Source organism: Pseudomonas sp. CF161 (genome assembly GCF_000416215.1).
Taxonomy (GTDB): domain Bacteria; phylum Pseudomonadota; class Gammaproteobacteria; order Pseudomonadales; family Pseudomonadaceae; genus Aquipseudomonas.
This window is the reverse complement of record NZ_ATLP01000043.1, coordinates 1-15962: the sequence shown is the minus strand read 5'-3', so window position 1 is coordinate 15962 and position 15962 is coordinate 1. Positions and strand designations below refer to the sequence as shown.

Here is a 15962-nt window from a genome sequence, read left to right as displayed (position 1 = left end):
TCAAGCGACGGCAACGACGTCGAGAATGCGCTGGACCACCCGGTCCTGGTCGATGCCTGCGGCTTCGGCTTCAAAGGACAGGATGATGCGGTGGCGCAATACGTCGAACAGCACGGCCTGGATATCTTCCGGGCTGACGAAATCGCGCCCGGCCAGCCAGGCGTGGGCTCGGGCGCAGCGGTCGAGGGCAATCGAGCCCCGGGGGCTGGCGCCGTAGGCGATCCACTCGGCCATCTCCGGGTCGAACTTGGCCGGGGTGCGGGTGGCCATGACCAGTTGCACCAGGTATTCCTCCACGGCGTCGGCCATGTACAGGCCGAGGATTTCCTTGCGCGCGGCGAAGATCGCCTGCTGGCTGACCCGGCGTTCGGGCTTGGTTTCGCCGTTCAAGGCTTCGCCACGGGCCTGTTGCAGGATGCGGCGTTCGACGGCGGCGTCGGGAAAGCCGATTTTCACGTGCATCAGGAAGCGGTCGAGCTGGGCTTCGGGCAGGGGGTAGGTGCCTTCCTGCTCGATGGGGTTCTGGGTCGCCATCACCAGAAACAGTGGCGACAGTTCATAGGTGCTGCGCCCGACACTGACCTGACGCTCGGCCATGGCCTCCAGCAGGGCCGACTGGACCTTGGCCGGGGCGCGGTTGATTTCGTCGGCCAGCACCAGGTTGTGGAAGATCGGGCCCTGCTGGAACACGAAGCTGCCGGTTTCCGGGCGGTAGATCTCGGTGCCGGTGATGTCGGCCGGCAACAGGTCGGGGGTGAACTGGATGCGATGGAACTGCGCTTCAATGCCTTCGGCCAACTCTTTGATGGCCTTGGTCTTGGCCAGGCCCGGCGCGCCTTCGACCAACATGTGACCGTCGGCGAGCAGGGCGATGAGCAGGCGCTCGATGAGTTTTTCCTGGCCGAGAATCTGCGTTGAAAGAAAGGTTCGCAGCGCAAGCAGCGCTTCACGATGTTCCATCGATGACTGTTCCTGGAGAGGGGGAGCCCGGGTGTTCGAGTAACGCCGGGGCTGGGGGCGATACTTTAATCCATAGCAGGGGGTGCCGACTAACGGGGAAATCCGGAATTGCCGATTTAGTCGAAAAAATCGGCTCGTAGCGCTGTAGCCGCTGCCGCAGGCCTGTTTGGGCGGTGGGGGTGTGTCTGACACCCTTGCGGCGGTCTTGAGGGCCAGCGCAGCCTCGTGCAACTCGGCAGCGGCTACAGGCTTACAGGGCTACGGGTTACAGCTGGCTTATATAGGTGCCGGTGCCCTTGAGGATGTTTTGCAGGGTCAGTTCGACTTCGGCGAGGTCGCTGGCGGCGGTGGCGTGGTGGATTTCCAGGTGGTCGTCGCCGTTGAGGGCGTCGGCGTCGGCCGCGGCGATTTCGATCAGCAGGCGGGTCGGGCTCAGGGTGACTTTCACCCCGTCCAGGGTCGAAGGCTCGCCGTCGAGGGTGATTTCCAGCTCGTCCTCATCCGGGTAGCGGCTCATCAGGAACATCTCGCCCTGGTTGCTGTGGCAGCAGAGCATGGCCATGTTGTCTTCTTCGTCATCGCAGGGGTTGGCGATCAAATGGGCGGTGGTCAGTTGCATCGGGCGGTTCCTGGAGAGTGGCTGCACGGACCCACAGCGGGGCAGGCAAAGCGCAATTCTGCCAGCCCTGGGGAATTTCTGCTGGTTTGTGTGTCAGAGAACAGGTCGTGACCGCAGTCGCCCCAGCGGGTCATTTCTGGTACGCCAGTACCCCGAAAACCACGGTTCGGGCCACGGTTCGGCCCGCTGCCTGCTAGTGTTGTGCGGGGGGCGGCGCGCCGGGTGCGTGCCAATGACCGAATATGTCGCAGCATCGCAAGCAGCGGCCTTGCCGCACTCGTTAAGCTGCGCAACGGATGGACACCTGTAAAGGCATTGTGCGCGTGATGCGTCAGTCGTTTTTGCAGATGCCCATCGCAGCGAAGGTGAATGTGACCCGAGTGTCCCGTCCAGCTTCACCACCTTGTCATCCTGCAACCTCTGCCCGAGATCAGGAGCAGGGTGACGCTTGACCCCGCAAGGGGATTGCACGCGACGCTTCCATCAATAACAAGCCCAAGCGGAGTACCACAGATGGCGTTCTTCACCGCAGCCAGCAAAGCCGACTTCCAGCACCAACTGCAAGCGGCACTGGCGCAGCACATCAGTGAACAGGCACTGCCACAAGTGGCGCTGTTCGCTGAACAATTCTTCGGCATCATTTCCCTGGACGAACTCACCCAGCGTCGGTTGTCCGACCTGGCGGGCTGCACCTTGTCTGCCTGGCGCCTGCTTGAGCGCTTCGATCACGCGCAACCGCAAGTGCGCGTCTACAACCCCGACTACGAACGCCACGGCTGGCAGTCGACCCACACCGCGGTCGAGGTTCTGCACCATGACCTGCCGTTCCTGGTCGACTCGGTGCGCACCGAGCTCAACCGTCGCGGCTACAGCATCCACACCCTGCAAACCACCGTGCTCAGCGTGCGTCGCGGCAGCAAGGGCGAGTTGCTGGAAATCCTGCCCAAGGGCACCCACGGCGAAGGCATCCAGCAAGAATCGCTGATGTACCTGGAAATCGACCGTTGCTCCAATGCCGCCGAGCTCAGTGTACTGAGCAAGGAACTGGAGCAGGTGCTGGGTGAAGTGCGCGTCGCAGTGGCCGACTTTGAACCGATGAAGGTCAAGGTCCAGGAACTGATCGACGGCATCGACAACAGCCAGTTCGCCATCGCGGCGGATGAAAAGACCGAAATCAAGAGCTTCCTGGAATGGCTGGTGGGCAACCACTTCACCTTCCTCGGCTATGAAGAATTTGTGGTTCGCGAAGAGCAGGACGGCGGGCATATCGAATATGACCCCAACTCGTTCCTCGGCCTGACCAAGCTGCTGCGCGCCGGCCTCACCGCCGACGACCTGCGCATCGAAGACTACGCCGTCAACTACCTGCGCGAACCGACTCCGCTGTCGTTCGCCAAGGCCGCGCACCCAAGCCGCGTGCACCGTCCGGCCTACCCGGACTACGTGTCGATCCGCCAGATCGATGCCGACGGCAAAGTGATCAAGGAATGCCGCTTCATGGGCCTGTACACCTCGTCGGTGTACGGCGAAAGCGTGCGGGTCATCCCGTACATCCGGCGCAAGGTGGAAATCGTCGAGCAGCGCTCGGGCTTCCAGGCCAAGGCGCACCTGGGCAAGGAACTGGCCCAGGTCCTCGAGGTGCTGCCCCGTGACGATCTGTTCCAGACCCCGGTGGATGAGCTGTTCAGCACCGTGATGTCCATCGTGCAGATCCAGGAACGCAACAAGATCCGCGTGTTCCTGCGCAAAGACCCCTACGGTCGTTTCTGCTACTGCCTGGCCTACGTGCCGCGCGACATCTATTCCACCGAAGTGCGGCAGAAGATCCAGCAAGTGCTGATGGATCGCCTGCAAGCGTCGGATTGCGAGTTCTGGACCTTCTTCTCCGAGTCGGTACTGGCCCGCGTCCAACTGATTCTGCGGGTCGACCCGAAGAACCGCATCGACATCGACCCGCTGCTGCTGGAAAAAGAAGTGGTCCAGGCCTGCCGCAGCTGGCAGGACGACTACGCCAGCCTGGTGGTCGAAAGCTTCGGCGAGGCCCACGGCACCAACGTGCTGGCGGACTTCCCGAAAGGCTTCCCTGCCGGCTACCGCGAGCGCTTCGCTGCGCACTCGGCCGTGGTCGACATGCAGCACCTGCTGAGCCTGACCGAAGCCAACCCGCTGGTGATGAGCTTCTACCAGCCCCTGGGCCAGGTTTCGGGCCAGCGCGAGCTGCACTGCAAGCTGTACCACGCCGACACCCCGCTGGCGTTGTCCGACGTGCTGCCGATCCTGGAAAACCTCGGCCTGCGTGTGCTGGGCGAGTTCCCGTATCGCCTGCGTCACAACAACGGCCGTGAGTTCTGGATCCACGACTTCGCCTTCACCGCTGCCGAAGGCCTGGACCTGGATATCCAGCAGCTCAACGACACGCTGCAGGACGCCTTCGTCCACATCGTGCGTGGCGATGCCGAGAACGATGCCTTCAACCGCCTGGTGCTGACGGCCGGCCTGCCATGGCGCGACGTCGCGCTGCTGCGTGCCTACGCCCGTTACCTGAAGCAGATCCGCCTGGGCTTCGACCTGGGTTACATCGCCAGCACCCTGAACAACCACACCGACATCGCCCGCGAGTTGACCCGGTTGTTCAAGACCCGTTTCTACCTGGCGCGCAAGCTCACCAGCGACGACCTGGAAGACAAGCAGCAGCGCCTGGAACAAGCGATCCTCACCGCCCTGGACGACGTCCAGGTGCTCAACGAAGACCGCATCCTGCGTCGCTACCTGGACCTGATCAAGGCCACCCTGCGCACCAACTTCTACCAGACCGACGCCAACGGCCAGAACAAGTCGTACTTCAGCTTCAAGTTCAACCCGCACGCGATTCCCGAGCTGCCGAAACCGGTGCCCAAGTTCGAGATCTTCGTCTACTCGCCACGGGTTGAAGGCGTGCACCTGCGCTTCGGCAATGTGGCCCGTGGCGGCCTGCGCTGGTCCGACCGTGAAGAAGACTTCCGTACCGAAGTCCTGGGCCTGGTAAAAGCCCAGCAAGTGAAGAACTCGGTGATCGTGCCGGTGGGCGCCAAGGGCGGCTTCCTGCCGCGTCGCCTGCCATTGGGCGGCAGCCGGGACGAGATCGCGGCCGAGGGCATCGCCTGCTACCGCATCTTCATTTCCGGCCTGCTGGACATCACCGACAACCTGAAAGACGGCGCCCTGGTGCCACCGGCCAACGTGGTGCGTCACGACAACGATGACCCGTACCTGGTGGTCGCGGCCGACAAAGGCACCGCAACCTTCTCCGACATCGCCAACGGCATCGCCATCGACTACGGCTTCTGGCTGGGTGATGCGTTCGCTTCCGGTGGTTCGGCCGGTTACGACCACAAGAAAATGGGCATCACCGCCAAGGGCGCGTGGGTCGGCGTGCAGCGCCACTTCCGCGAGCGCGGCATCAACGTCCAGCAAGACAGCATCACCGTGGTCGGTGTCGGCGACATGGCCGGCGACGTGTTCGGCAACGGCTTGCTGATGTCCGACAAGCTGCAGCTGGTGGCCGCCTTCAACCACCTGCACATCTTTATCGACCCGAACCCGACCCCGGCCAACAGCTTCGTCGAGCGCCAGCGCCTGTTCGACCTGCCGCGTTCGGCCTGGACCGACTACGACACCAGCATCATGTCCGAAGGCGGCGGTATCTTCTCGCGCAGCGCGAAGAGCATTGCCATCTCGCCACAGATGAAAGAACGCTTCGACATCCAGGCCGACAAGCTGACCCCGACCGAACTGCTCAATGCCTTGCTCAAGGCACCGGTGGACCTGTTGTGGAACGGCGGTATCGGCACCTACGTCAAGGCCAGCACCGAAAGCCACGCCGATGTCGGCGACAAGGCCAACGATGCACTGCGGGTCAACGGTAACGAGCTGCGCTGCAAGGTGGTGGGCGAGGGCGGCAACCTCGGCATGACCCAGCTGGGTCGTGTGGAATTCGGCCTCAGTGGCGGCGGTTCCAACACCGACTTCATCGACAACGCCGGTGGCGTGGACTGCTCCGACCACGAAGTGAACATCAAGATCCTGCTCAACGAAGTGGTGCAGGCCGGCGACATGACCGACAAGCAGCGCAACCAGCTGCTGGCGAGCATGACCGACGAAGTCGGCAGCCTGGTGTTGGGCAACAACTACAAGCAGACCCAGGCCCTGTCCCTGGCCGCGCGCCGTGCCTACGAGCGTGCTGCCGAGTACAAGCGCCTGATGAGCGACCTGGAAGGCCGGGGCAAGCTGGACCGCGCCATCGAGTACCTGCCGACCGAGGAGCAGCTTACCGAGCGCGCCGCGACGGGCAAGGGCCTGACTCGTCCAGAGCTGTCGGTGCTGATTTCCTACAGCAAGATCGACCTCAAGGAAGCCCTGCTCAAGTCCCTGGTGCCGGATGACGACTACCTGACCCGTGACATGGAGACCGCGTTCCCGCCAAGCCTGGTGGCCAAGTTCTCCGAGGCCATGCGTCGTCACCGCCTGAAGCGCGAAATCGTCAGCACCCAGATCGCCAACGACCTGGTCAACCACATGGGCATCACCTTCGTGCAACGCCTGAAGGAGTCCACCGGCATGAGCCCGGCGAACGTGGCCGGTGCTTATGTGATCGTGCGTGACATCTTCCACCTCCCGCACTGGTTCCGTCAGATCGAAGCCCTGGACCACCAGGTTTCGGCTGAAGTGCAGTTGGCGTTGATGGATGAGCTGATGCGCCTGGGCCGTCGTGCCACGCGCTGGTTCCTGCGCAGCCGTCGCAACGAGCAGGATGCAGCGCGCGACGTCGCCCACTTCGGTCCGCACCTGGCGGCGTTGGGCCTCAAGCTCGACGAACTGCTGGAAGGCCCGACCCGCGAAGGCTGGCAGAACCGTTATCAAGCGTATGTCGAAGCCGGTGTGCCGGAGTTGCTGGCGCGCATGGTTGCAGGCACCACCCACCTGTATACCCTGCTGCCGATCATCGAAGCCGCTGACGTCACCGGCCAGAGCGCGGCCGATGTGGCCAAGGCCTACTTCGCCGTGGGCAGCGCCCTGGACCTGCCGTGGTACCTGCAGCAGATCAGCGATCTGCCCGTGGGCAACAACTGGCAGGCCCAGGCCCGCGAAGCCTTCCGCGACGACGTGGACTGGCAGCAACGGGCGATCACCATCAAGGTGCTGCAGATGGCCGATGCGCCGGACGACATGGAAGCCCGCGTGGCCCTGTGGCTGGAGCAGAACGCGAGCATGGCCGATCGCTGGCGCGCCATGATGGTGGAAATCCGTGCCGCAGTCGGCACTGACTACGCCATGTACGCGGTGGCCAACCGTGAACTGCTGGACCTGGCACTGAGCGGTCAATCGAGCCTGTAACGGCCTGATCGAGCGTTAACCCCAAAAGCCCCGTATCGCGAGATACGGGGCTTTTTTATTGCACCCAGTAATGGCAGCGCCCAACCTCACCATCCCCCTCGCTACTTCTCCAGCGGCGTCAACACCGCGTCCTGCTCATCCATCAGCATGAACACCAAGAGCTTCGCCGGCTCGGTCTGGCTGGCATTGCTCGACACCGGGTGCCGCGAGCCGGCGGGCTCGAACCAGGACTGCCCGGCCTTGTAGGTTATCGCTGGCTGGTCATTGACCCGCGAGGTGATCGCGCCCTGCAGCACATAAGCCATGGCCGCGCCGGCATGCCGATGGGGCACGGTGGCCTGGCCCGGGGCGTAGTCGACGGTCAGCATCAGGGCTTTTTTTCCGGGGAGATTGCTCAGGGCCTGTTCCTGGAGAATCGCCAGTTTTTCCTGGCCGTACACCGGTTCATGGGCGGCGGCGCCCAGGGAGGTCAGCAGCGCCAGGGCGGCGAGGGCAGCGTTCAATGGGGTCATGGTCGGGTTCTCGTGCTCAATGAAAAGACCGACCCAGACTAATCCCGCTCAGCGCCCCGACCTATGGCCAATCCCGGCAAAGAAGGGCAGACCACTGCTCAGGCGATCTGCCGCAGGATGTCGCGCACCTGGTCCAGGGCCGGATCGATGTCCAGGGTTTCAATGGCGCCGAAGCCGATGAACAACCCGCTTCTGACCGGCGTGTCGTTGAAGAAACCGTCCAGGGAGTACAGCCCGATCCCGGCCTGTTTCGCCCGCTCCAGCAACAACGGCAGGTTCACCGGCACCTTGCACAGGGCCGCCATATGGAAGCCGGCGGTGGAGGGGATGGCTTGCAGCCAGGGCGAAAGGTCGCCGTCCAGGCGCTGCAGGATACGCTCGCGGCGCCCGGCATAGACCGTGTGGCAGCGGCGGATATGCTTGAGCAGGCAGCCGTCGCTGATGAACTTGGCCAGGGCCCACTGCGCCAGGGTCGAGGTGTGGCAGTCGGTCAGGTGCTTGGCTCGCACCACCGCGCCGATGATCGCCGGCGGCAGCACCCCATAGCCCAGGCGCAGCTGCGGCAGCATGGTCTTGGAAAAGGTCCCGACGTAGGCCACCACCCCATGGCTGTCCAGGCTTTGCAGCGAGTCGGTGGGCCGTCCTTCGTAGCGAAACTCGCAGTCGTAATCGTCCTCGATGACAATCGCCCCCAATTGCTGCGCCCGCTGCAACAAGGCCTCGCGCCGTGCCTGGCTCATGGGCATGCCCAGGGGGAACTGGTGCGACGGGGTGACGTAAATTAGCCGCACGCCATCGGGGATCAACGCCACCTGCAACCCCTGTTCATCCACCGGGACCCCGATCACCGTTGCGCCCTGGGCACTGAACAGCATGCGCGCCGGGCTGTAGCCGGGGTCTTCCATGGCCACCAGGCTGCCGGGTTCGAGCACCACCCGGGCGATCAGGTCCAGGGCCTGTTGCGCGCCGTTGCAAATCACAATGTCGTGCTCAGTGCAGACCACCCCCCGGGAAAACGCCACGTGCCCGGCGATGGCACTGCGCAGGGCCGGCAGGCCTTCCGGCTGGCTGTAGAACCCGCCGTGTTCGGCCATGCGCCGCAGGGCTTCCTGGGTGCAGCGCCGCCATTCTTCCTGGGGGAACTGATTGCGCCGGGTCGCGCCGCCGATGAATTCATAGCGCGCGGTGCTTTCCAGGGAGGGGTGGCGCAGGGGCCAGGGCAGGTTCTGCCATTTCTCCAGGTTGGCGGCGCAGGCCAGGTCCTGGGCCGCCTGTTTGCGTTCGGCCTTGACCGCCCGGGCATTGACGAAGGTGCCACGGCCGATCTTGCCGATCAGCAGGTTGTCGTAGGTCAGCAGGGCATAGGTGTCGGACACGGTCTTGCGCGAAATGCCCAGTTGTTGCGCCAACAGGCGGCTGGGCGGCAACTGCGCCCCGGCGGCCAGGCGCCCGGATTCGATGGCGCTGCGCAATTGCTGGTAGAGCTGGTCGGCCAGGTCCTTGCGGCCGTTGATGACGACATGCAGTTCCATCGATACATCCTGAGCAAGGCAATGGTCGCAAGGTTACTCCCATGCCCGCAGCGGGTGTAGCGCCGCTGGCAGCCTGACGCTCGCGGCGATGGCATTGTGCCGTGTCTTATGGCCGTTGCGGCTTCACCGAGGTGCCGAAGGTATTGCCCATGCGCACGCTGGTGGCGGCCGGGGTCGACAGGCCGACCTGGTTCGGCGGGCGTTTCTCGACCGGCACTGTCTGTGCCTGCTGGTTGTGCTGCGCGGCTTTGGCGGCGTCCGGGTTGCTGCCCATCTGCTGGCTCAGGCAGCCGTAGTCCGGCGCCTTGTAACCGCCGACGCTGACGTCGACGCAGCCGGTGGCGGGCTCTTCGGCCTGGGCGGCGAGAGGCAGGGCGGCGCACAGCAACAGGCTGGCGAGGGTCGGAAACAGCTTCATCTGGGCCTCCTGGCGGGCCCGAAGGAATGGGCCGGTATGGGGCCTGAGTGTAGTGCAGGGGCCCTGGGCCAAAGGTGATGTTTTTTTTGCTATCACCGTAACATCAGATTCATAAACTGGCCTCAGGATGACGGTTTTCAGGGACGCGTCAGCCGTGCAGCAATGCAGAGCAGAGGTCGAGCGGCGGTCTTGGGTGCACCCACGTTTTGCGGGCTGTTGCCTGGCGTTGCTGCTGGGCCTGGCCATGCCCGGCCTGCTGCGGGCCGAGCCATCGGGGCCGCCGCAGATCGACTCGCCGCAATTGCTGGCGCTGGACCTGCCGGCACAAAACCTGGCGGACGCCCTGGAAGCTTTCAGTCGTTCGACCGGGATGGCGGTGCTGGTGGACCGTGAGTTGACCCGGAGCCGGCGCTCGATTGGGGTGCACGGTCGTTACAGCGCGCGCGAAGCCTTGGGCCTGTTGCTCACCGGCAGCGGCCTGGTGGCGCGTTATGCCCGCAGCGATGCGTTCACCCTGCAAGTGCCCGAGGCCAGCCAGCCGCTGTCACCCAAGGGGCCACGCGCGGCGGCACGGATCAACAGCAGCTACGCCACGGCGTTGCAGCAGGCGATCGAGCGCAGTTTGTGCCGCTCGCCATTGACCCGTCCGGGCAGTTTCCGGGCGCTGGTGCAGGTCTGGATCGGCCCTGACGGCAGCATTGAGCACAGCCGTCTGGTCAGTTCCACGGGTGATGCCCAGCGCGATGAAGCGCTGGTCCGCAGCCTGGGCAGTACCCGGGTCGAACGCCTGGCGCCGAGTTCGTTGCGCCAGCCGCTGACCTTACTTTTGATGCCGGACACCACAGGAACACGCATGGAATGCACAGCACGGGAAGGAGCTTCCGGGGTATGAAAAATACCGGGCACAGTCCGATGGTCAGGTTGTTCCTGACCTCCTATGAGGATTTCAAGGTGCGTCTGCGCCGGCGCCTGGGCTCGGAGGACCTGGCCAACGATGTCCTCCACGAAACCTACCTGCGGGTCGACCGCATGGAGGTCCCGCCGAACCTGCTGCAACCCAATGCCTACCTGTACCGCATGGCCCTGAACATTGCCGCCGACCGGCGCCAGTCCGATGCCCGGCTGCTGACCGGCAGCGAAGTCGAAGAACTGTTGCAGGTCGCCGATGAAGCCCAGGACCCGTCGCGGGTGGTGGGCGGCCAGAAAGAAATCCAGACCCTGCTCAAGGCCCTCTACGAACTGCCGGCACGGCGGCGCAAGATTTTTATCGCGGCGCGCCTGGAAGAGGCGCCGCACCTGGAAATCTCCCAGCGCTTCGGCATTTCCACGCGCATGGTAGAGAAGGAACTCAAGGCCGCCCTGGGGCACTGCGCCTTGCGCCTGGAAAGAAAAGTCATCCAGCGGTTCGGTCCCGGGGCCGGAAAACCGTCTTAGTCAACGAGTCCCTGATTAATCCGTGAGTATTTGCGCGCTTGAACATTTTTAGCATTTCCACTGCTCGGGATACGCCAGACAGCCAACTGCACAGCGAGGCCCGCGACTGGCTGCTGCTCCTGACCTCGGGCCAGGCCACCGTGGCCGATGCCAGGGCCTTGCGCCAATGGTGCGCACAGAGCCCGGAGCACGCCCGGGCCTTCGAGCAGGCCAAGGCCCTGTGGCAGCAGTTGGCGCCCGCCGCCGAGCACTGGCAGCAGGCGACGCAACCCCGGCGTTTCGGGCGGCGGGCGTTCCTGGGTGGGGCGATTGCCGCCTCGGCGGCCTTGTTTATGGTGCGGCTCACGGTGCCCGGCGGCTTTGCCGGATTGACCGCCGACTACCGCACCGAGGTCGGTGAGCAACGGCGAGTCGAACTGGCCGCGGGCGTCAGCCTCGAACTCAACACCCAGACCCGCATCAACCGCCGGGCATTGGCCGAGGGCGAGCAGGGCATCGAGTTGCTGCAGGGCGAAGTCGAGGTTCTGGCCCAGGCCGCTCGGCCGCTCCAGGTCCAGGCTGGCGCCGGCTGGCTGAGTGCGACCCGGGCGCGGTTCAACGTGCGCAACACCGACAGCCGGGTCTGCGTGACTTGCATCGAGGGCTCGCTGTCGGTGGCGGTGGGTGGGCGCAGTATGGCGTTGGAGGCGGGCCGCCAGCTGATCTACGACGCCCGGGGCATCGGCCAACCACAGGTGGTGGACACCCAGGCGGTGGTTGCCTGGCGCGAGCAGGTCCTGGTGTTCGACAACGCCAGCCTCAACACCGTGATCGACGAGATCAACCGCTATCGCCCGGGGATGCTGGTGCTGCTCAACGCCGAGCTGGGCAAACGCAAGGTTCAGGCGCGCTTCAGCCTCAACCAGCTGGCCGGCGTGGCCCTGCTGATCCGCGACGCCTACGGCGCCAAATGCACCGAACTCCCCGGCGGCGTGGTCCTGCTCAGTTAAGTCCGTAGCGGCTGCCGCAGGCTCGGGCCGTGTTTGGAGGCTCGCCCTAAAACCTCACGCATTCCTCCCGGTTGTACTCCGGCGACAATACCGGCCAGCGCAGCCTGGCGGCAGCGGCTACAAGTTGTTATTGCAGGGGGCCGAGCACTTGTCGGTAGCGTTCCACGCCTTGGGGTGTCTGGCGCACCAGGCTGATTTCCAGGCCGGGTGGGTTGTCCTGGCGATTGCCGCTGAGTTGCCGCCAGCCTTTGTCGGGGTCCCAGACCCGCAGTTGCAGGTCGCTGACCTGGCTCAGCACTGCCACCGCCTGTTTCGGCGCGGGCAGGGGGTAGCGGTCGCCGGCGGGGGCGGCGGCGCGGTACAGGGTGTCGCCCTTGAGCCACCAGCGCACGCGTTGCAGGCCGGCACCCGGGACCGCCGCGCTGCGGATCAGGTCCAGGCGAAAACCCTTGCTGTCCGAGCTGCGCACACTCAGGGCCGGTGGCGCGGCGGTCCGTGGCGGGTCTTCCCGAGGTTCGGCCGAGGCCTGTTCGGGTTCCGCCAGTTCGATCCCGGCCCGCAGGCTGATGTCGCGCTGCAACTGATTCAAGGCGCGCAGCAAGGCTTCGGTCTGCTCGGTGCTGGCCTGCAGATGCCGGTCGGCGCGGGTCACGCTGTCCAGCCCGCGCCAGGCAATCAGGCTGACCAGCGCCATGAGCATGATCGCCACCATCACTTCGATCAGGGTAAAGCCCTGCTGTGCCCGCTTCATGGCTGGTTCACCAGCCGCAACCGGCCATCCGCATCGCGCTGCAGACCGAGGCTGCGCTGCCCGTCGGACAGCACCAGGCGCAACGGCGGGTTGATCCACTCGGCGTCCAGCACCAGGGTTTGCCGGGGCTCGATGCGCACCTGCAGCGGCGTGCTGTCCCAGGGCCGTGCATGCAATTGCGGGTCGCCCTCGAAGTGCTCCAGCCCCTGGCCATCGGCGCTGCGCCGGCTGAAGCCATAGCCCTTGGCGTCCGCGCGCCAGGTGATCGGACGGCCATCGACCCGCGCCTCGGCCTGGGCCATTTGCAGCAACTGGCTCAAGCGCTCGGCATCCTTGCGCAGCGATTGCAGCGGGTCGGGCTTGATACTCAGGCCGATGGCCGCACTGGCGATGCCGATGATCACCAGCACCACCATCAGCTCGATCAGGGTGAAGCCCTGTTGCTTGAGGCTGTTCATGTTCGCGCTCCTTTGCGTCGATCCGATGCTGCACGGCGAAGATGATGGGCGTGTGAAATAAAAACGTGAGAATTGGCCTGTAGGCTGTCGGCACGGACAATCAGGAGGTCCCATCCATGGCATTCGCCCATCGTATTTCAGCTGCGCACGCGGTCCAGGCCCTGGCCTTGCTGGCCGCCCTGGCCGGGGTTGCGACCTGGTCATCAGTGCTGCTCACCGCCGCCGAGTCCCACACCCCGCCCATGGCGCCCCAGGTGCTGGCGGCGCGCAACGACAACCCGGCGCTGCAGTGGTTTTCCAATCGCCCGGCGCCGGTGCAGATCAAGGTCTCCGGGGTACTCAGCGGGGCCCACGGCGCGGTGGCGATCCTCAGCCTCAACGACGGCCCGCCGCGCAGTTTCATGCAGGGCGAACGCCTGAGCCAGGGCGTGCGCCTGGCGGCGATCGAAGGCGATGCGGTGCTGATCGAGCGGGGCGGCGAAACCACGCGCCTGAGCCTGCCCAGGCAAGCGGCGCCGCCGGCCTTGCCGATCCTCACCCGGCCCTAGAGCGGCCTAGGGCAACTTCTTCAGCAGGGCGCGGCCCACCAGGGTTTCCAGGCGCGCCAGGGGCGGTCCTTCGTGGCGCCGATCCAGCACCTGCACGCTGACCTTGAACAGCCGCGCCTGCGGCCCTTGGCTGATGACCTGTTCGCAACGCAATTGCAGGCGGCCCTGGTCGCACTCGAACACCTGGCTGCCCAGGCTCGGGCGGCCCTCCAGGCGCACCTCGGCCAGGCGGCTCTGGGCGGCCAGCATGGCGATGGATTTGTCCCGCAACAGGCCGTTGCTCTGGGTCATGACCCCGGCCACGCGCACCGCCGCCGACATGGCCACGGCGATGATCGCCAGCGCCACCAGCACTTCGATCAGGGTAAAACCTTGCTCATTACGCAGGCGTGGCATGGCGTGCTCGGGCCGGGAAACAGGCCCGCAGACTAGCCTTCGGGCTTGACCGATTGGCGACCGAAACACCCGAGGATTTTCAATACCACTGACATATCTTCTTGCAACACTGCGCGACGAATCGCAATCAAGCCAAGGAATGTCGAGATGGATATCGCGCACTTCACGTCCCCGCCCCGAGGCCCTCGCGGCCAGCGTGGCTTCACCCTGATCGAGATCATGGTGGTGGTGGTCATTCTCGGGATCCTGGCGGCCATGGTGGTGCCCAAGGTCCTTGATCGACCGGACCAGGCGCGGGCCACGGCGGCCAAGCAGGACATTGGCGGGCTGATGCAGGCGCTGAAACTCTACCGCCTCGACCACGGCAGCTACCCGAACATGACCCAGGGCCTGAAGGTGCTGGCAGAGCGCCCGGCCGAGGCCAAGAACAGCAACTGGCGTTCTTACCTGGAGCGCCTGCCCAACGACCCCTGGGGCCGGCCTTATCACTACCTCAACCCGGGCGCCAACGGCGAGGTCGATGTGTTTTCCCTGGGCGCCGACGGGCAACCCGATGGTGACGGCGTGAATGCCGATATCGGCTCCTGGCAGCTGTAAGGGCGACCATGAAAGCCCATTCGCCGAAGCCGGCGAAGCAGCGCGGCATGGCGATTATCAGTGCCTTGCTGATTGCTGCCGTGGTCGCGGTCATTGCCGGTGGCATGCTCACCCGGCAGACCCTGTTCACCCGCACCTTGGAGGCCGAGCAACTGCGGATCCAGGGCCACTGGCAGTTGCAGGGCAGCCTGGAGCTGAGCCGCCAACTGCTGTGGGAGGCGCGCCAGCATGAGGTCCTGACCCGCCTCGACCAGGCGTGGGCCCAACCCCTGGGTGGGATCCAGGCGAGCAACCTTGGCGGCGTGTTCGAGGGGCGGCTGGAGGATGAGCAGGGCAAGTTCAACCTGCGCAACCTGGTGCTCAATCAGCAGCCGGACGCCGCCCAGTTGCAGAACTTCCAGCGCCTGTGCGCGCTGCTCGGCATCGACGCCAGCCTTGGCCGGCGCATCAGCCAGCGGGTGATCGCCTCCTATGACCTGCTGCCTGAGCGGCTGGCGCCCGTGCCGCTGAAGAACGGCTTCGACAGCGGCCGTGAAACCTCACCGGGCAGTGCCGCACGCGTGCTGCCGGCCAGGCAGCCGATGCTGCGCAGCCTGGATGACCTGCGAGGCCTGGAAGGGCTGGACGAACCCCGGCTGAAGCGACTGGCGGCCTATATCAGCCTGTTGCCGAGCAACACCTGGGTCAACGGCAACACCGCCAGTGCCGAGGTGCTCAGCGCGGTGGTGCCGGGCCTCGGGTTGCCCCAGGCGCGGGCCCTGGTGGCCGAGCGTGACGGCGGTCGCTGGTTTATCAACCGCGGGGACTTTTTCAACCGCCTGCGTGTGCAGGGGCTGGCCCTGGACCAGGTCCAGGTGGGGATCACCAGCGAGTGGTTTCAGCTGCAGGGCCAGGTTCGCCGCGAGCAGCGCCGGCTGCATCTTCAGGCGCTGTTGAATCGGCCCGAAGACCGCCTGCCACGGGTGATCTGGTCGCGGGTGGGGGCATGAGCCGGTTGCGGGTCGCCTTGCCGGCCCTGGAACACCTGAGCGCCGACAGCCTGGTGCAGTTTGCCTGGCTGGACCGCGCCGGGCAGGTCAGCCGTGAGGGCCAGGGCAGCCTGGCGCAGCTGGGGTTGGCGCACAAGGCGCTGGCGCTGGAGTGCTTCCTGCACCCCCAGGACAGCCTGCTGACCAGCCTGGAATTGCCGCTGTTGCCGGCGGCCAAGGTCGCGGCGGCGGTGAATTGCGCGGCCCAGGCGCTGATCCTCGGGCCGCTGCAGGAGATGCATGTGGCCCACGGCCCCCGCGAGAGCAATGGCCTGGTGCAGATTGCCTGGCTGCCCAAGGCGCGCCTGGCCCACCTGGGGCGGGTCCTGGCTCAGGTGCAGTTGAAG

15 protein-coding genes and 1 pseudogene are annotated in these 15962 nt (G+C 65.3%); 8 read left to right on the top strand and 8 right to left on the bottom strand.

Annotated elements, in window-relative coordinates; translation table 11 throughout:
* Together CF161_RS08035 and CF161_RS08030 are read right to left on the bottom strand one after the other, a co-directional pair.
* Entirely contained in the window at nt 1-960 is a 960-nt protein-coding gene (locus tag CF161_RS08035; protein ID WP_003218556.1) for a MoxR family ATPase, read from the bottom strand.
* A gap of 265 nt (nt 961-1225) precedes the next feature.
* Nucleotides 1226-1579, bottom strand: a complete 354-nt coding sequence (locus CF161_RS08030; protein WP_020296062.1) for a hypothetical protein — start codon at nt 1577-1579, stop codon at nt 1226-1228.
* 513 nt (nt 1580-2092) lie between these two features.
* Here CF161_RS08030 and CF161_RS08025 point away from each other — a divergent pair.
* Nucleotides 2093-6952, top strand: coding sequence for an NAD-glutamate dehydrogenase (locus CF161_RS08025; protein WP_020296061.1), 4860 nt, complete (start codon nt 2093-2095; stop codon nt 6950-6952).
* Between the two features lie 101 nt (nt 6953-7053).
* Here CF161_RS08025 and CF161_RS08020 read toward each other — a convergent pair whose 3' ends face one another.
* The 3 genes from CF161_RS08020 to CF161_RS08010 form a co-directional block, all read right to left on the bottom strand.
* Nucleotides 7054-7464, bottom strand: a complete 411-nt coding sequence (locus tag CF161_RS08020; protein WP_020296060.1) for a cupin domain-containing protein — start codon at nt 7462-7464, stop codon at nt 7054-7056.
* A gap of 98 nt (nt 7465-7562) precedes the next feature.
* Nucleotides 7563-8996, bottom strand: coding sequence for a PLP-dependent aminotransferase family protein (locus CF161_RS08015; RefSeq protein ID WP_020296059.1), 1434 nt, complete (start codon nt 8994-8996; stop codon nt 7563-7565).
* A gap of 106 nt (nt 8997-9102) precedes the next feature.
* Complete coding sequence (locus tag CF161_RS08010) at nt 9103-9414, bottom strand: hypothetical protein (protein WP_020296058.1); 312 nt, start codon at nt 9412-9414, stop codon at nt 9103-9105.
* Between the two features lie 244 nt (nt 9415-9658).
* On the opposite strand from CF161_RS08010, the gene CF161_RS08005 reads away from it, so the two are divergent.
* From CF161_RS08005 to CF161_RS07995, 3 genes are read left to right on the top strand one after another with little or no spacing between them, the layout of a single operon-like run.
* Nucleotides 9659-10306, top strand: coding sequence for a secretin and TonB N-terminal domain-containing protein (locus CF161_RS08005; RefSeq protein ID WP_052027203.1), 648 nt, complete (start codon nt 9659-9661; stop codon nt 10304-10306).
* Nucleotides 10303-10848, top strand: coding sequence for a sigma-70 family RNA polymerase sigma factor (locus CF161_RS08000; protein ID WP_020296056.1), 546 nt, complete (start codon nt 10303-10305; stop codon nt 10846-10848). The genes CF161_RS08005 and CF161_RS08000 overlap by 4 nt, the downstream gene beginning before the upstream one ends.
* Before the next feature lie 38 nt (nt 10849-10886).
* Nucleotides 10887-11837 (top strand): FecR family protein, encoded by a 951-nt coding sequence (locus CF161_RS07995; RefSeq protein WP_020296055.1) that lies wholly within the window; start codon nt 10887-10889, stop codon nt 11835-11837.
* 127 nt (nt 11838-11964) lie between these two features.
* Here the strand turns inward: CF161_RS07995 and CF161_RS07990 are convergent, their stop codons facing one another.
* Nucleotides 11965-12588 (bottom strand): type II secretion system protein GspJ, encoded by a 624-nt coding sequence (locus CF161_RS07990; RefSeq protein ID WP_020296054.1) that lies wholly within the window; start codon nt 12586-12588, stop codon nt 11965-11967.
* Complete coding sequence (gene gspH, locus CF161_RS07985) at nt 12585-13046, bottom strand: type II secretion system minor pseudopilin GspH (RefSeq protein WP_020296053.1); 462 nt, start codon at nt 13044-13046, stop codon at nt 12585-12587. The genes CF161_RS07990 and gspH overlap by 4 nt, the downstream gene beginning before the upstream one ends.
* 116 nt (nt 13047-13162) lie before the next feature.
* Between gspH and CF161_RS07980 the strand changes: the two genes are divergently transcribed.
* On the top strand, nt 13163-13594 hold the full coding sequence (locus CF161_RS07980) for a type II secretion system protein N (RefSeq protein WP_020296052.1): 432 nt from the start codon (nt 13163-13165) through the stop codon (nt 13592-13594).
* A gap of 6 nt (nt 13595-13600) precedes the next feature.
* Here the strand turns inward: CF161_RS07980 and gspI are convergent, their stop codons facing one another.
* Nucleotides 13601-13990, bottom strand: a complete 390-nt coding sequence (gene gspI / locus CF161_RS07975; protein WP_020296051.1) for a type II secretion system minor pseudopilin GspI — start codon at nt 13988-13990, stop codon at nt 13601-13603.
* Nucleotides 13991-14137: 147 nt separating this feature from the next.
* Here gspI and gspG point away from each other — a divergent pair, with 147 nt between their 5' ends.
* The 3 genes and pseudogenes from gspG to CF161_RS32785 form a co-directional block, all read left to right on the top strand.
* The gene (gene gspG / locus CF161_RS07970) at nt 14138-14587 is read left to right on the top strand and encodes a type II secretion system major pseudopilin GspG (protein WP_020296050.1); all 450 of its coding nucleotides are present in this window, start codon (nt 14138-14140) and stop codon (nt 14585-14587) included.
* A gap of 8 nt (nt 14588-14595) precedes the next feature.
* Nucleotides 14596-15576 carry a type II secretion system minor pseudopilin GspK gene (gene gspK / locus CF161_RS07965; RefSeq protein WP_020296049.1) on the top strand — a complete coding sequence of 327 codons (981 nt, stop codon included), beginning with the start codon at nt 14596-14598 and terminating at the stop codon, nt 15574-15576.
* Nucleotides 15573-15962: pseudogene (locus CF161_RS32785) on the top strand (type II secretion system protein GspL); the annotation flags it as partial. The gene gspK and the pseudogene CF161_RS32785, both read left to right, overlap by 4 nt.

Coding starts and splice junctions, on each gene's coding strand:
- CF161_RS08000 (WP_020296056.1), top strand. CDS start 10,303: ATGAAAAATACCGGGCACAGTCCGATGGTCAGGTTGTTCCTGACCTCC.
- CF161_RS08025 (WP_020296061.1), top strand. CDS start 2,093: ATGGCGTTCTTCACCGCAGCCAGCAAAGCCGACTTCCAGCACCAACTG.
- CF161_RS07990 (WP_020296054.1), bottom strand. CDS start 12,588: ATGAAGCGGGCACAGCAGGGCTTTACCCTGATCGAAGTGATGGTGGCG.
- gspH (WP_020296053.1), bottom strand. CDS start 13,046: ATGAACAGCCTCAAGCAACAGGGCTTCACCCTGATCGAGCTGATGGTG.
- CF161_RS08005 (WP_052027203.1), top strand. CDS start 9,659: ATGCCCGGCCTGCTGCGGGCCGAGCCATCGGGGCCGCCGCAGATCGAC.
- CF161_RS07980 (WP_020296052.1), top strand. CDS start 13,163: ATGGCATTCGCCCATCGTATTTCAGCTGCGCACGCGGTCCAGGCCCTG.
- CF161_RS08030 (WP_020296062.1), bottom strand. CDS start 1,579: ATGCAACTGACCACCGCCCATTTGATCGCCAACCCCTGCGATGACGAA.
- gspG (WP_020296050.1), top strand. CDS start 14,138: ATGGATATCGCGCACTTCACGTCCCCGCCCCGAGGCCCTCGCGGCCAG.
- CF161_RS08020 (WP_020296060.1), bottom strand. CDS start 7,464: ATGACCCCATTGAACGCTGCCCTCGCCGCCCTGGCGCTGCTGACCTCC.
- gspK (WP_020296049.1), top strand. CDS start 14,596: ATGAAAGCCCATTCGCCGAAGCCGGCGAAGCAGCGCGGCATGGCGATT.
- CF161_RS08010 (WP_020296058.1), bottom strand. CDS start 9,414: ATGAAGCTGTTTCCGACCCTCGCCAGCCTGTTGCTGTGCGCCGCCCTG.
- CF161_RS08015 (WP_020296059.1), bottom strand. CDS start 8,996: ATGGAACTGCATGTCGTCATCAACGGCCGCAAGGACCTGGCCGACCAG.
- CF161_RS08035 (WP_003218556.1), bottom strand. CDS start 960: ATGGAACATCGTGAAGCGCTGCTTGCGCTGCGAACCTTTCTTTCAACG.
- gspI (WP_020296051.1), bottom strand. CDS start 13,990: ATGCCACGCCTGCGTAATGAGCAAGGTTTTACCCTGATCGAAGTGCTG.